We start from the raw sequence: 14,261 nt of genomic DNA, 5'->3' as shown, positions 1-14,261 counted from the left end.
ACGGAGCCGCTATTCCTGCCGCTTCACGGCGCGCATGTTCATCGTTGCGCGGATGCTGAAGCCGAGTGCCTGGTAGAGCGCGATCGCCGCCGTGTTGCCGACATAGGCATGCAGGAAGGCTACCTCGCCGCGGGCGGCGATTTCGCCGGCGACAAAGCGAAACAGCAGGCTGCCGAGACCGCGACCTTGGAAATCCGGATGGGTGCAGAGACCGCTGAGTTCGCCGAAGCCGGGCAGGCGCATGCGCTGGCCGGCCATGGCCACTAGCCGGCCCTCGATCCTGACGCCCCAGAATGGGCCGAGCCTTTGTGCGCCGAGCGTGAACGGACCGGGCTTGGTCAACAGTGCCAGTTCCAGCATCTCGTCGGCGTCGCTTTCGTCCAGCAATTCGATCCGGGGATCGGTGATCCGCTCATGCGGCCGGTCGGCTGTCATCTGGTAGAGTTCGCCTTCCGCAAGGACGACAATTCCCTCGGGAATCACAATCGGACCGGCTTCCACGAGGACTATCCTTTCGTCTCCGATGGGCAGGTTTGCCAGCGCCTGAAGGCTTTCCGGCGCGTCGTCTGCAGCGGCGGCAAAGGGAACGGTCGATGGCGCAAACCGCTTGGCAAGGGGGCCGCCGATCGCCAGCGGCGCATGGCTCGTCTGCAGCGTGTTCCAGACAGGCCTGTCGAGTATATGCGCCACGGCGATTTCTCCTGATTTTTGTTTTTCGCTTCGCCATATCACTTTTCGGCGGGCAGGGGTTCGATACCTTGCCAAGGCTATCGCTTGTATTTGCGATCGCCTCGAAGATGCCATAGGGGATAGCCAAGCGACCCGCGAAGTAACAAGCACGGCGCCAGGCGGTCAAGCCAGGGCGCAGCGTCAGAACGAACAAGGAGGCTTGAAGCCATGCCCAATACCGATGTTTCCGGCCTGTCCATGCTCGGCAGCCACACCGAAACGCCCACCAGCCCCGAGACTGCAATCCTCGAAAAGGTGCCGGCCACCCATCAGGGTACCGAATACCTCGTGCGCTTCACCGCGCCCGAGTTCACCTCGCTCTGCCCGATGACCGGCCAGCCGGATTTCGCCCATATCGTCATCGACTACGTGCCCGGCGAATGGCTGGTGGAATCGAAGTCGCTGAAGCTTTTCCTGCATGCATTCCGCAATCACGGCGCCTTCCACGAGGATTGCTCCGTCTACATTGCCAAGCGCATCGTCGACCTGCTGCAGCCGAAATGGCTGCGTATCGGCGCCTACTGGTATCCGCGCGGCGGCATCCCCATCGACGTCTTCTGGCAGACCGGCAAGCCGCCGGAAGGCCTGTGGTTGCCGGACCAGGGCGTCCCGACCTATCGCGGTCGCGGCTGACCCTCATTAAAAACGCCGCGCTTCAGGCGAAGCGCGGCGTCGCATCGGGGCTCTGCGAAAACGTCAGACGTTGAAGCTGTCGTCGCCGCCGCTATCGTAGGAATTGTCGAAATCGGTGTCGCTGTCGTCGCTGACCAGGTTCTGGTCATTGGCATTGTCGTCGTTTCCAGCGTTCTGGTCGTTGTTGTTGCCGTTGCTGTCGCCATAATAATTGTTGACGACCGTTTCCTCGACGGCGGGTGCTGCGGCCGGTGCCGCCGCTGCTGCTCCAAGGCCGCCAAGCCCTGCCGCTGCGCCACCGATATGCGGGCTGAACAGGCTGCTCAGCGATTCCGCCAGCATCACGCCGCCGGCAACGCCGGCTGCCGTGCCGAGCGCACCGCGCAGAAAGCCGCCGCCGCCCGACTGGGCCTGCGGCTGCTGGCTCCATGGGCCAACCGGCTGCTGCTGCTGGTTCTGCTGGCCCCAGGGACCCGGCTGCGGTTGCCCATAGCCCTGCTGTGGAGCCGAATAGCCTTGCTGCTGGCCATAACTCTGCTGGGGCGGGGCGGCACGCTGTGGCTGCGGTGCTGCGGATTGTCCACCGCCGAAAATGGAGCCGAGGCCGCCGAGGAAGCTTCCGCCACCTTGCGAGGCGGCGGGCTGGTGTTCGGCACTGTCCTGCAGTTCCTTGACCTGGTCTTCGAGCTGCTTGATGCGGTCGGCAGCGGCCTTCATGCCCTGCTCCTGGACGATGACCGCCTGGGCGAGCAGGTAGGGCGCGGTGGGATTGTCGCGTACCGACTGGTTGATGAAGGCTTCGGCGTCTGCATCGCGCGGGGTCGCCGCTGCGGCTTTGACGCGGTCGAAGAGAGAGCTAAGCAGTTGACGTTCTTCGGGCGACATGACGGCTCCATGAAAACTTTGATGCGATTCCGGATCGCATCACCTGACGTAGGAAGGGAATTCGGCTTTTCAAAGCCCTGCCAAGTTACATTTCGGTAATCGGGTCGGTAATGGGCAAAGCGGCAAGGATATCTTCACCGGTTCCGTGGCTTGTCTTTTTCCCGCATTGTTTTACGCATGGAACAGCATTATGTGCGGCATACGACAAATCACGGTGGAGAGTTGTTCATGAACGACGACGAACAGGAAGACAAGAAGACGGAACTGCCGCTCGGCAAGGAAACGGAGGCGAACCTCTTCAAGTCGCGTTCGATCTTCATTTATGGCGGCATTACGCAGGAATTGGCGCAGAAGGTCTGCTCGCAGCTGGTCGCCCTTGCCGCTGCCAGCGACGAAGACATCCGCATCTATGTCAGCTCGCCCGGCGGCCACGTCGAATCCGGCGATTCGATCCACGACATGATTAAGTTCATCAAGCCCAAGGTCTGGATCATCGGCACCGGCTGGGTTGCATCTGCCGGCGCGCTGATCTTCGTCAGCGTTCCCAAGGAACGCCGGCTTTGCCTGCCGAACACCCGCTTCCTGCTGCATCAGCCCTCGGGCGGCACACGCGGCATGGCATCGGATATCGAGATCCAGGCCCGCGAGATCATCAAGATGAACGAGCGCCTGAACCGGATCTTCGCAGCCGCGACCGGCCAGCCGCTGGAAAAGATCGCCAAGGACACCGACCGCGACTACTGGCTCTCGGCCGAAGACGCCAAGACCTACGGTCTGGTCTCCCGCATCGTGACATCGCAAAGCGAACTCTGATTGTTGCACACCAAGCGCCCTTGCCTGCATAATGCGGGCGAGGGCGCTTTTTTGTTTTTGGCAATGTGCTCGGCTGCATCGTTTATTCTGCACCGAACTCACCGTCTCGTTCTTTTGATCTTACGTTTCAAACAGCCATCTTCGTTACAAAATGACGGTGAAGTGCTCTTGCGCCAATCCGGCCTGTAATGCTCCATTGAGCTCTCACGCCCTTACGAGTCATTACCGCCGCCATGCTCAAAGATCTTTCCGCCCAAGCCGTCTTTATGGGCTGCCTCACCGCTTTCGTTGGATTTGCCAGTTCCTTTGCGGTGGTGCTGCATGGGCTGCAGGCGGTTGGGGCAACGCCGGGGCAGGCGGCTTCGGGGTTGACGGTGCTGTCGATCTCAATGGGGCTCTGTGCCATTGTGCTCAGCCTGACGACGCGGTTGCCGGTGAGCATTGCCTGGTCGACGCCGGGTGCGGCGCTGCTGGCAAGCTCCGGCGCGATTGCCGGCGGGTTCCAGGCGGCGGTGGGTGGCTTCGTCGTCTGTGCGGCGTTGATTATCGTTGCAGGGCTGTTCCGGCCGCTGGGGCGTGCGGTTGCGTCTATCCCGGCGCCTCTCGCCAATGCGATGCTTGCGGGCGTGCTGATCGGCTTGTGCTTCGCGCCGGTGAAGGCCATCGCCTTCAATCCGTTGCTGGGATTGCCGATCGTGCTCGCCTGGGTCGTCGTCGGCGCTTTCCGGCGGCTCTGGGCGGTTCCTGCTGCGCTGGCCGCTTTTGTCGCCGTGCTGGCATTCGGGGTGCAGATGCCTGCGGGCGCGCTGTCTTCGCTCGAGCAGTCGCTGATGCCGCGCCTGGAACTGGTCCAACCGCTGTTCACCATGGCCGGGCTGGTGTCGATCGCGCTGCCGCTGTTCATCGTCACCATGGCGTCGCAGAATATTCCCGGCATCGCCGTGCTCAAGGTCAACCAGTACGATCCGAAACCCGGTCCGCTGTTTGCCGTGACCGGCCTATTTTCGCTTGTGAGCACGCCTTTCGGTGGGCATGCGGTCAATCTTGCGGCGATAACGGCCGCCATGTGTGCGGGCAAGGATGCCAACGCCGATCCAGACCGCCGCTATTGGGCCGCCGTTATCGCCGGCATCGTCTACATCGTCTTCGGACTGCTTGCCGGCGCTGTCACCGCCTTCGTCGCGCTGGCGCCGCCCATCCTCATCGAAGCGGTGGCCGGCCTTGCACTGATCGGCGCCTTCTCCGGCTCGGCCATGGCTGCGTTTCAAGTGGTCGAAACGCGCGAAGCCGCCGCGGTGACATTTCTGGTCACCGCATCCGGCGTGTCCTTCGGCGGCATTTCGGGCGCATTCTGGGGGTTGATTGCCGGTGGGCTGATGCTGCTGCTGCAAGGTGCGGTAAGAAAGCTGCCTGCGAACCGCTGAATAAGGTACTCTGGCGGCTTTGCCGCCTCTGCCGCCTCTGTTTTGTCCTACAGTTAGGCTCTTTGTATTGAACCCGAACAAATGCAGAGGCCCTGCTGATAGGCAGCTCTCCTCAGAGAGCTGCGCCCTGAATTTTCGACGGTCAGGTGTCGCAACGGTGCAAGTAGCAGGTCTAAATGGTGCAAATGCCGAAAGACTGGGCGGGGCTTGCTTCTTTTTTGCCCCGACGCTATACAACCAATCATGAAGTCTACAGGCGCAAAAATTTCCAGCCAGATTGCACGCGGTCGCATCGCCCTGCGTGACAACTCGCGCGCCTTCACGTCGCTTCTTCTCCTCGGCCTTACGCGCGGTTGCCGGGTCCGTTGAGGAGCGCCCGGCGGCCGACAAGCCCGCCCGGCATTCGCTCCTCGACCTAGCATCCGACAATCATTCAAGGCCCACATTCAAAGCCGCTTTTGTCATCGCCAAGCCCCAGCCGATCGGCTATGAGGCGGGCAATCGACGGCACGAGGAAAAGACGATGGACGAGCAGACTCATTCCCCCGCTGGCAAGTCTCCTGCAACCATGTCCCGCTTCAAGGGCATGGCCAAAGCTGCCGAAAAATACCGTGCCTATCCGCAGGTCAACATCCCCGACCGTACCTGGCCGTCGAAGACGCTCACCAAGCCGCCGATCTGGTGCTCGGTCGATCTGCGCGACGGCAACCAGTCTCTGGTCGACCCGATGGGTCATGACCGAAAGGCGCGCATGTTCCAGCTGTTGCTGGAAATGGGCTTCAAGGAAATCGAGATCGGCTTTCCGTCAGCCTCGCAGACCGATTTCGACTTCGCCCGCTGGTGCATCGAAGAAGGCAATGTGGCCGACGACGTGTCACTGCAGGTGCTGGTGCAGTGCCGGCCCGAGCTGATCACCCGCACCTTCGAATCGTTGGAGGGTGCAAACCGGCCGATCGTGCACTTCTATAATTCCACCAGCGAGCTGCAGCGTCGCGTAGTGTTTGCCAAGGATGTGCACGGCATCAAGCAGATTGCCGTCGATGCGGCCAAGATGATCACCGACATGGCGTCCAAGGCCGGCGGCGACTATCGCTTCGAATATTCGCCTGAGAGCTTCACCGGCACCGAGCTGGAGGTGGCGCTGGAGATTTGTAACGCCGTCATCGCCGAGATCCGGCCAACAGCCGACAACAAGCTGATCATCAACCTCCCGTCGACCGTCGAGATGGCCACGCCGAACGTCTATGCCGACCAGATCGAGTGGATGTGCCGCAACCTCGACAACCGCGAAAACCTGATCATCTCGCTGCATCCACACAACGACCGCGGCACCGGCATCGCCGCTGCGGAACTGGCCCTGCTGGCCGGCGCCGACCGCGTCGAGGGTACCTTGTTCGGTAACGGCGAGCGTACGGGTAACGTCGATGTCGTGACCATGGCGCTGAACATGTTCACACAAGGGGTAGACCCGCAGATCGATTGCTCGGACATCGAGCGGATCAAGGAAGTCTACGAATATTCCAACCAGATGACCATTGCCGAGCGTCATCCCTATGTCGGCGAACTCGTCTACACGGCCTTTTCCGGCTCGCACCAGGACGCCATCAACAAGGGGATGAAGGCGAGCAAGGTCGCCAACACCTCTGTCTGGGAAGTGCCCTATCTGCCGATCGACCCGCAGGATGTCGGGCGCTCCTACGAGGCGATCATCCGCATCAATTCGCAGTCCGGCAAGGGCGGCATCGCCTACATCCTGCAGCAGGACTACGGGCTGAACCTGCCGCGCAACCTGCAGGTCGAGTTCCGGCAGGAAATCCAGAACATCACCGATGTCGAGGGCAAGGAGCTGCCGGCCAAGCGCATCTACGATCGTTTCATGGAGCTTTACGTTCAACAGCCGGATGCCCGCATCCGGTTCGTCGATCACCACATCTTCGCCGATCCCGAGCACAAGGGGCAACGGATCATCACGGCCGAAATCACCGACGGTGGCGAACTCAGGAAGATCGAGGGTCGTGGCAACGGGCCGATCGATGGCTTCATCAATGCCTTGTCGGCCTATCTCGGCGTCGAAATGTCTGTGGAGGATTACTCCGAGCACTCACTCCAGCATGGTTCGAACGCTGCGGCGATCTCGTATGTGGAGACTTCCTATCCGGGTGGGAAATTGTTCGGCGCCGGCGTCAACACCAATATCGTTGCGGCGTCGCTGGAGGCCATAGTCTCGGCCGCCAACCGGGTTCTCGCCTTGAAAGCCGGCTCCTGAAGCCCATCGCTCCCGCTTGAAACATCATCTCATCGAAATGGCGGCCCGGCAGGCCGCCATTTTGCGTCTGGCACAGTTCAGATCGCCACCGACACGCGGTTGGCGATATCGTCGAGCAGTGCGTCCGAGGATGCGCCGACGATGGCATAGCCGACCCCGGCGCGGTGCCAGGGAACGATGCCGATATCGTCCTTGATGATCTCGTTGAAATCGCTGCCATCGGTCCCGGCGCTGTCCTTGAAGAAGCAGACCGAAACGATTTCACCGTCGATGTTGCGGTAGACGAGCTGTCCGGTCGGCTTGCCGCCCGCTACCAGCAGACGCGCGCCTTGAAATACCAGGCCCTGGCTCGACAGATCGGGCAGGTTGAACTTGACGCCGACGGTCGAGGTCAGCCACGTCATGATCTCATCGCTCTCTGTGGCGCCGAGTTCGACGATATGGCTGGACTGGCGCAGATAGATGCGTTGGGCAGCGGCAAGGTCGTCGGGCCAGGTTCGTGCCTGGTTCGGGACCAAGGGGAGGGTGAGGCGGGCAGCGCCCGGCTGGGTGCCGAAGAGATATCCAATGCCGCCGCCGATGACGAAGAGGATCAGGGCCGCCGCCAGCGCCTGCTTGCCCGACGGCGCGAGCTTCACGGCCGGCCGCGAAAGCCGCCGCGCTTCACGGACCTTCGGTGCCGGAGCGCTCTTGATCGAGCGCACAAGCGCCAGAGGCACCGGCTCCTTCAGGAGGTCGTCGAAAACCTTGCGTCCGATATCTGAGCCCTGCCGCAGGTTTTCATAGACGCGGCCGGTGTCGGCATCGGCGGAAATCAGATCCTCCAGCGTGCGCCTCTCTTCAGGGCTGGCCTCGCCATCGATATAGGCGGCTAGCCGCGCTTCGATCGGTGTCTTGCGGATATCCTGCACTGTCATGACCTCTGGCTGAGACGATTGCGCCCGGCGGCGGCAAAGGCCAGGCGGGCATTGGCAAGCCGGGAGGCGACGATCGACAGCGGGATGCCAAGGATATCGGCTGTCTGCTTGTAGCTGTGGCCTTCGACATCGGCGAGCAGGAAGACGCTGGCAAGGCCCTCTGGGAGCGCCGTTATCGCCTGATGGCTTTCGCTGCCTTCGGTCGGGCGCGGCTGCTGCAAAGTGGCGTCGCCTTTCTGGCCGGCGACAGCTCTCGGAGCGCCGGCGCGGACCCGGTGCCGGCGAGATTCTTCGACCCACACCTGCCGTGTCATCGCGTAGAGCCAGCTGTCCAGCCGCTCTTCCGTATTCCAGAGATGGATTTTCGCGACGCTGCGCTGACAAACCTTTTGCAGCAATTCGTCGGCATCTGCCACGTCTCCGGTCAACGTCACTGCGAAGCGTCGCAACTTGGGCAGCAGGCCAACGAGGTCGCGACGAATGTCCGGGGCAGGGATGGGAGCGCGCATTGTCTTTCCACGATGAAGTGACCGTCACCGGACGCGGGTTTGAATTTTCGACTACATGATAAATGCATCGGACGTTCGCACCAGCCTTTGCAAGGCTGATGTCGGTCCACGCATCGAGAAGACATCCATGACAGCGATATGACCACTTCCCGACCCGTTTCGCAAGTCGGCATAAAGGCTTCGTTGACCGGTGCGACAGATGATCTCAGATGCAGACGACCATTGGCAGGAGATATCGCAGTCTTTCCGAAGTAAAAGGCGCGGTAACCATAAAACTGTTGTTTCCTGTAAGGATCCAGCGGCAATCATGGCTGCTTCAGGACGCAAATATATCGGTGCCCTCGGCAGAGATGCCATCGCCCCGGTGGTTGAGGCTGAAGCGCTCGGCTTTCAGGCTCCAGGCGCCCGGACCGCCCGATATCGAAAACATGTTGTAGGCGGCGGGAGGCTTGGACCCGCCGACGCCTTGCGACGCGGAGGCGATGCCGACCACCGGGACACGGCCTATCGGCCCGCGCAGCCAGTGAAGCGTGTTGAGGTGGGTATGGCCATGCAGCACGAGTTCCGCGCCACCGGTCGAGACGACGGCGGCAAAGCGGCGGATGCCGATCATGCGCTTGTGGAACGACGCGGCCCCGCGGATCGGCGGATGGTGGATCATCAGCACGCGAAACAGCCCGGCTTCGCCTGCGGCCCGCAGCATATGCACCGTCTCGCGCGCCTGGCGCGATCCGAAAAAGCCGCTAGCGGAAAACGGCAGGGTGGCAACGGCCGTCGAGCAGCCGATGATGGCGACGCGGTCGCGTATGCGGAGGTATGGGAAGACGTGCATGTCTTCCTCCCAGGCAGCCGGCGCAAGATCGCCGCGCACATAGGGATACCAGGCGCGCACGGATTTCTCATAGGAGCCCGGTACATAGGCATCGTGGTTGCCCGGCACGACGGAGGTCGTTGCCGGCGGCCCGATGGTTGCAAGCCACTCCGCAGCGGTGCGGATCTCTATCTTTGTGCCGAGGTTGACTAGATCGCCGGTGACGCAAAGATGGTCCGCCTCCTTCGCCTTGATGTCTGCCAGCAGAAGATCCAGAGTGCCGCCGAACAAGTGCTTGCGCCGGTTCCGGTGCCAGTTCACAAATCCGGTGATGCGCTTCGAGGCAAGCTCCCAGAGGGAAAGCCGTGGGAGCGGGCCGAGGTGGATATCGGAGATATGCGCGAGTTTGAACATGGGTGAGACATAGAACAGTCTCGTTTCAAATCAAATGCTTCGTATGCCTGCACAAGGGGAAGTTTTGGCAGGCCCGCCCCTACGGGCCGCTGAGAGAGGGATGGCATGGACGACGACCTGGTACAGGAAGGGCGCGGGTGGAAGCACAGGCTTGCCGGCCCCCTGGCACATCTCTATTTTGCACTGTCGCGCGGCATGACGCTCGGGGTGCGGGCTGCCTGCTTCGACAGCGAGGGGCGAATTTTCCTGGTTCGCCATTCATACCTGCCCGGCTGGTACATGCCTGGCGGCGGTGTCGAAAGGCACGAGACCGTGGACCAGGCGTTGGCCAAGGAGCTGCGGGAGGAAGGCAATTTGGCCATTCTGGGCACACCGACCCTGATAGGCATCTATTTCAACCGCTCCGTCAGCCGCCGTGACCACGTGGCCTTCTACCGCGCCGACGTCGAGCAGACGGCGCTGCGCGACCCTGACTGGGAGATTGTCGAGAGCGGCTTCTTCGCCCTCGACGCCCTACCGCCCACGACCACGGCCGCCACCCACCGGCGGCTGCAGGAAATCAACGGCAACCTCGCACCCACCGGCTACTGGTAGGCGCCGGGCGCTACAGCGCGCCGCGACCGTGTGGCCGGTTGAAATCGAGTGCCGGGCCCAGAGGCACGATGCCGGTTGGATTGATGGTCTTGTGGCTGGCGTAGTAGTGCCGCTTGATGTGCGCCATGTTGACCGTCTCACTGATGCCCGGCACCTGGTAGAGTTCGCGCAGGTAGCCGGGCAGGTTGCGGTAGTCCTCGATACGCCGGATGTTGCACTTGAAGTGGCCGACATAGACGGCGTCGAAGCGAACCAGTGTCGTGAACAGCCGCCAGTCGGCTTCCGTGATCGTGTTGCCAACAAGGTAGCGGCTTTTCCCCAGGCGGGCGTCGAGACTGTCTAGGGTCGCGAAGAGTTTTTGCACGTGCTCTTCATAGGCGTCCTGCGTCGTCGCAAAGCCGGATTTGTAGACGCCGTTGTTGACCGTGTCGTAGACGATGGCGTTGATCTCGTCGATCTCGGTCCGCAGGGGCTCCGGATAATAGTCCAGCGTGACGTCGGTAAGACTGTCGAAAGCGCTGTTGAACATCCGGATGATTTCGGAGGACTCGTTGTTGACGATCGTGCCGGTCCTGGTGTCCCAGAGGACGGGTACGGTGACGCGCCCGGAATAATGAGGATCCGCCCTGGTGTAGATCTCCCACATGGCATTGGCGCCGAAGATGTGATCGACCGTGCCGCCGTCGCGGTTCTTGAATTCCCAGCCGTTCTCCAGCATGAGCGGATCGACGATCGAGACGGAAATGATGTTTTCCAGCTTCTTGAGCTTGCGGAAGATCAATGCCCGGTGGGCCCATGGACAGGCGAGCGCCACATAGAGGTGATACCGACCGGCCTCGGCCTTGAAGCCTCCAGTGCCGGATGGGCCGGCACTTCCGTCGGCGGTCACCCAATTGCGAAACTGCGATGCAGCCCGCTTGAAATGGCCCTTGGTTTCCTTGGTGTCGTACCACACGTCTTGCCAGACGCCGTCAACCAGCATGCCCATGTCATCGTCCTTTCGAATTGCCTAGAATGATACATACGCTGCCGGGCAGAATTTTCGAGCGTGCAAAGATTGAACAGTCCGTTGCTGTCGCATTTGCCGCATTTTACGTTGGACGAGGCAAATATTTCCTGCTATCGGCCTCGGCACACTTCAAGGACTGTGATCGATGACCGTAACCAGAGACCTGCGACGACGCTGATGGACCCGAACGCCGCATCCGGCGTTTCCGAGACCCATCCCTTTTTGTCATCTGGTTTGTTACGTTTCATGCACAAGCACGATCTGGTCTACCTCACCGAGGACGCGTCCCACGACGCCGTCATCGAACTCATCAACGAAGAAGCCTTTGGTCCAGGACGGTTCGTCCGGGCGGCAGCGCGTATCCGCGAGCAGGGTCCGCACGACCGGTCACTGTCGTTCATCTGTGCAGACGACGGTGAGACAGTCGCATCCGTCCGGATGACGGCCGTCATGGCGGGTGGCGTCAAGGGCCATCTTCTAGGCCCACTGGCTGTCCGGCCGTCGCACAAGAGCCGGGGCATCGGCCGCGAACTGGTGCGCATTGCCGTCGAAGCTGCACGGCGGAAGGGCTCGGAGGCGGTCATCCTCGTCGGCGATCCGCCTTACTACGAGCCGCTCGGTTTCGAGAAGGTGGCCTATAACGCGCTTGCCTTTCCGGGGCCGGTCGATCCGGGCCGGGTGCTTGTCGTGCCGATGGCGGATGACGTGCATGCGCGGCTCAAGGGCGCCATCGGCTGGACTGAATAGCGTAGCTTATCAGGGTGTTACGGCGAGCTGCTTCTGCAGGAACGTCCGGCTGCGACCGAGCGGGAAGTCGGCGAGCGTACCGAAGGCAACATAGCCCTGGCGCTGATAGGCCCGCAGCGCCTGCGGGTTGAAGGTATCGATCCAAGCGCTGTGGCATCCTCGTTCCAGGGCTTCGGCCTCCGCCTTGGCGAGCAGCCTGCCGGCCATTCCCTGGCCACGCAGCGCTTCGGGAACGAACAGCCATTGGGTGAACAGCCAGCCCCAGGCAGTCACGCCCAGCAGGCCGCCGATCACCTTGCCGTCGTCTCCGCGAATGAACACGGCCAGCGAGCGACGCTCGGGAGGCCCGACGTCCGATGCGTTGAACGACATCAACCCGCTCATGATCACGGCCATGTCGCCGTCCAGAGGCGCGTCGGTCAGGTCGAGGGTTGCCATGGCTATCGTCCTTCGCGCCACCAGGTCGCCGTCAACAGGAAGAGCAGGGCGGCGAGGCCGAGGAACCCTGCAAACAGCGGCAGTGTGTTGATGCCGCGCAGAACCGTCTCGTCTGTCAGCCGGATGCTCATGCGCTGGTCGTCGGCGATGCGCACTGCACCCCGCACCGGCAGGACCGGCGGCACGACGACGCTGTCGCCGGCCGAAGCCACGCGCGTCACCAGCCCCTTGGTTTGGCTGGCCAGCGGCTTCAGCGTCTCCGTTGTCGAGATCATCGCCTTGAATTCCGGTGCATCGACGGCGCCGACGTGGACGAGTGTCGACAAGTTGCCATTGGTGATCTGGAACAGCCCGATCTCGTCGGTGTGCTTCTCGGCACGATAGAGGCCGGGCTCGCCCTGTGCCAGCTTGACGGTCTCCGACTTGCCGGAAGGATATTTGATCGTCGCACTGCCGGGATCGTCGCCGATTGTCTGGCGAGTGATCTGCAGCGTGCGGCCGGATGCGGTGGCGGTCAGCGCTTCTTCCTCGAGCGCCGGTTCCTTCATCAGCCAGTGGGCGATGCGCCTGTAGAGCGCCACGCTCGGGCCACCGCCCTCGAAACCGCGTGACCACAGCCAGCCCTGGTCGGACAGCAGCATGGCGACGCGTCCTTCGCCGGCACGGTTCAGCACCAGCAGCGGATGGTTGTCGGCACCGACCATCACGGTCTGTCCCTGCGGCGGCTCGACATCGACCGTGCGGAACCAGCGGCCCCAATGCGGCGGCTCGACATCCGAGCCGTCGAGGCCGCGGGTGACTGGATGTTTGCGGCCTTCCTCCGACAGGCGGGGATAGAAGGCCTTGTCGATCATCTCGCCGGTCGGCTCCGCCGGGAGCACGGATTGCAGCGGCGTCAGGGCGATTGAATCCTGGCCGGCATGTTCCGGTCCGGCGGCAATCAGCAGTGCCCCACCGTTCTGAACGTACTGGGCGATGTAGTCGTAGTAGAGGATCGGCAGCACGCCGCGATGCTGGTAGCGGTCGAAGATGATCAGGTCGAAATCCTTGATCTTGTCGACGAACAGTTCCCGTGTCGGAAAGGCGATCAGCGACAGCTCGTTGATCGGCGTACCGTCCTGCTTTTCCGGCGGACGCAGGATGGTGAAGTGCACGAGATCGACCGAGGCATCGGATTTCAGCAGGTTGCGCCAGGCGCGCTCGCCGGCATGCGGCTCGCCCGAGACCAGCAGCACCCGCATGTTCTGGCGGATGCCCTCGATCAGGTGGACGGCGCGGTTGTTGGCGAGCGTAATCTCGCCGGGCAGTTCGGCGACGGAAAACTCCAGCACATTGTTGCCGGCACGCGGCACCTTGAAGCTGAATGGCGTTTCCTGGCCGGGGGTCGCCTGCAGGGTGGCGATCTCGTTGCCGTTCATTTTCACCGTAACGGGGGCCGCGCCGCCGGGGCTTGGGCCATCGTCGACGACGCGCAGGGTCAGTTGCTGTTCTTCGTTGACGATGCCGAAGCGAGGGCCGCGCACCACTTCGATGCGACGGTCGTATTCGTTGGCTTTGCCGGTGATCAGCCCGTGGATGGGAGCGTTGAAGCCGAGCGACTGGGCGGTCGAGGGGATATCGTGGATCTGGCCATCGGTGAGGAAGATGGCACCGCCGATGCGAGCCGGCGGCACATCGCCGATGGCACCGGCAAGCGCCGAGAACAGCCGCGTCGCCGGGGCATCGGTTTCCGCCGTATCCTTGGACTCCACATAGCGCGGCTCTATGCGCGGGAAGGCGGCCAGCCGGTCTTTGAGTTGCGCCAGGGCACCGTTGGTCATCTTGATGCGTTCGGGCGTCAGCTGGCTCTGGCTGCGGTCGATGATGACGGGAACGATGGTCGAGAGCCGGTCGCGATCTTCCTGCATCAGCAGCGGGTTGGCGAGTGCCACCAGCAAGGCGAGGGCTGCGAGTGCGCGGAGCCATGCCCCACGCAAGCGACGCCAGATGGCGAAGGCGGCGATGACGGCAACGACCGCGGCGAAGGCTATAATGACCGGCCAGGGGAGAAAGGGTTGGAAATCCAGCGTCAT

The 14,261-nt window shown here is 62.3% G+C and carries 14 protein-coding genes; 6 read left to right on the top strand and 8 right to left on the bottom strand.

The features are described from left to right. Positions 1-9: 9 nt before the first annotated feature. Positions 10-690 carry a GNAT family N-acetyltransferase gene (locus J5274_RS16125; RefSeq protein ID WP_142823373.1) on the bottom strand — a complete coding sequence of 227 codons (681 nt, stop codon included), beginning with the start codon at positions 688-690 and terminating at the stop codon, positions 10-12. Positions 691-897: 207 nt separating this feature from the next. Here J5274_RS16125 and queF point away from each other — a divergent pair, with 207 nt between their 5' ends. Then, positions 898-1,362, top strand: a complete 465-nt coding sequence (queF, locus tag J5274_RS16120) for a preQ(1) synthase (protein ID WP_142823372.1) — start codon at positions 898-900, stop codon at positions 1,360-1,362. Between the two features lie 63 nt (positions 1,363-1,425). On the opposite strand, the gene J5274_RS16115 is transcribed toward queF, so the two are convergent. Continuing rightward, on the bottom strand, positions 1,426-2,247 hold the full coding sequence (locus J5274_RS16115) for a DUF2076 domain-containing protein (RefSeq protein ID WP_142823371.1): 822 nt from the start codon (positions 2,245-2,247) through the stop codon (positions 1,426-1,428). Positions 2,248-2,475: 228 nt separating this feature from the next. On the opposite strand from J5274_RS16115, the gene J5274_RS16110 reads away from it, so the two are divergent. From J5274_RS16110 to leuA, 3 genes are all read left to right on the top strand, one after another. Then, the gene (locus J5274_RS16110) at positions 2,476-3,060 is read left to right on the top strand and encodes an ATP-dependent Clp protease proteolytic subunit (protein WP_142823370.1); all 585 of its coding nucleotides are present in this window, start codon (positions 2,476-2,478) and stop codon (positions 3,058-3,060) included. Between the two features lie 233 nt (positions 3,061-3,293). Next, the gene (locus tag J5274_RS16105; RefSeq protein ID WP_142823369.1) at positions 3,294-4,484 is read left to right on the top strand and encodes a benzoate/H(+) symporter BenE family transporter; all 1,191 of its coding nucleotides are present in this window, start codon (positions 3,294-3,296) and stop codon (positions 4,482-4,484) included. A 523-nt stretch (positions 4,485-5,007) separates the two neighbouring features. Continuing rightward, entirely contained in the window at positions 5,008-6,750 is a 1,743-nt protein-coding gene (leuA, locus tag J5274_RS16100) for a 2-isopropylmalate synthase (RefSeq protein WP_142823368.1), read from the top strand. A gap of 77 nt (positions 6,751-6,827) precedes the next feature. On the opposite strand, the gene J5274_RS16095 is transcribed toward leuA, so the two are convergent. The 3 genes from J5274_RS16095 to J5274_RS16085 all read right to left on the bottom strand — a co-directional run bounded on the left by J5274_RS16095 (position 6,828) and on the right by J5274_RS16085 (position 9,401). Beyond that, positions 6,828-7,667: an anti-sigma factor gene (locus J5274_RS16095; protein WP_142823367.1), complete on the bottom strand. Its 840-nt coding sequence runs from the start codon at positions 7,665-7,667 to the stop codon at positions 6,828-6,830. Beyond that, complete coding sequence (locus J5274_RS16090; RefSeq protein WP_142823366.1) at positions 7,664-8,176, bottom strand: RNA polymerase sigma factor; 513 nt, start codon at positions 8,174-8,176, stop codon at positions 7,664-7,666. Before J5274_RS16090 ends, J5274_RS16095 begins: the two co-directional genes overlap by 4 nt. Positions 8,177-8,492: 316 nt before the next feature. Further along, positions 8,493-9,401: a metallophosphoesterase gene (locus J5274_RS16085; protein WP_111222671.1), complete on the bottom strand. Its 909-nt coding sequence runs from the start codon at positions 9,399-9,401 to the stop codon at positions 8,493-8,495. A 105-nt stretch (positions 9,402-9,506) separates the two neighbouring features. Here J5274_RS16085 and J5274_RS16080 point away from each other — a divergent pair, with 105 nt between their 5' ends. After that, positions 9,507-9,995 carry an NUDIX domain-containing protein gene (locus tag J5274_RS16080; protein ID WP_219274675.1) on the top strand — a complete coding sequence of 163 codons (489 nt, stop codon included), beginning with the start codon at positions 9,507-9,509 and terminating at the stop codon, positions 9,993-9,995. Between the two features lie 10 nt (positions 9,996-10,005). Here the strand turns inward: J5274_RS16080 and J5274_RS16075 are convergent, their stop codons facing one another. Continuing rightward, the gene (locus tag J5274_RS16075; protein ID WP_142823364.1) at positions 10,006-10,983 is read right to left on the bottom strand and encodes a glutathione S-transferase family protein; all 978 of its coding nucleotides are present in this window, start codon (positions 10,981-10,983) and stop codon (positions 10,006-10,008) included. A gap of 198 nt (positions 10,984-11,181) precedes the next feature. On the opposite strand from J5274_RS16075, the gene J5274_RS16070 reads away from it, so the two are divergent. After that, positions 11,182-11,751 carry a GNAT family N-acetyltransferase gene (locus tag J5274_RS16070; protein ID WP_202617111.1) on the top strand — a complete coding sequence of 190 codons (570 nt, stop codon included), beginning with the start codon at positions 11,182-11,184 and terminating at the stop codon, positions 11,749-11,751. Positions 11,752-11,760: 9 nt separating this feature from the next. Here J5274_RS16070 and J5274_RS16065 read toward each other — a convergent pair whose 3' ends face one another. Together J5274_RS16065 and J5274_RS16060 are read right to left on the bottom strand one after the other, a co-directional pair. After that, the gene (locus tag J5274_RS16065) at positions 11,761-12,189 is read right to left on the bottom strand and encodes an N-acetyltransferase (protein WP_142823363.1); all 429 of its coding nucleotides are present in this window, start codon (positions 12,187-12,189) and stop codon (positions 11,761-11,763) included. A 2-nt stretch (positions 12,190-12,191) separates the two neighbouring features. Then, on the bottom strand, positions 12,192-14,261 hold the full coding sequence (locus J5274_RS16060; RefSeq protein ID WP_142823362.1) for a hypothetical protein: 2,070 nt from the start codon (positions 14,259-14,261) through the stop codon (positions 12,192-12,194).

The sequence above is a fragment of the Rhizobium sp. L51/94 genome, assembly GCF_019355555.1.
Classification (GTDB): Bacteria; Pseudomonadota; Alphaproteobacteria; order Rhizobiales; family Rhizobiaceae; genus Rhizobium; species Rhizobium rhododendri.
Note: the sequence above shows the minus strand (reverse complement) of the source record. Positions and strands in the feature narration are given on the sequence as shown.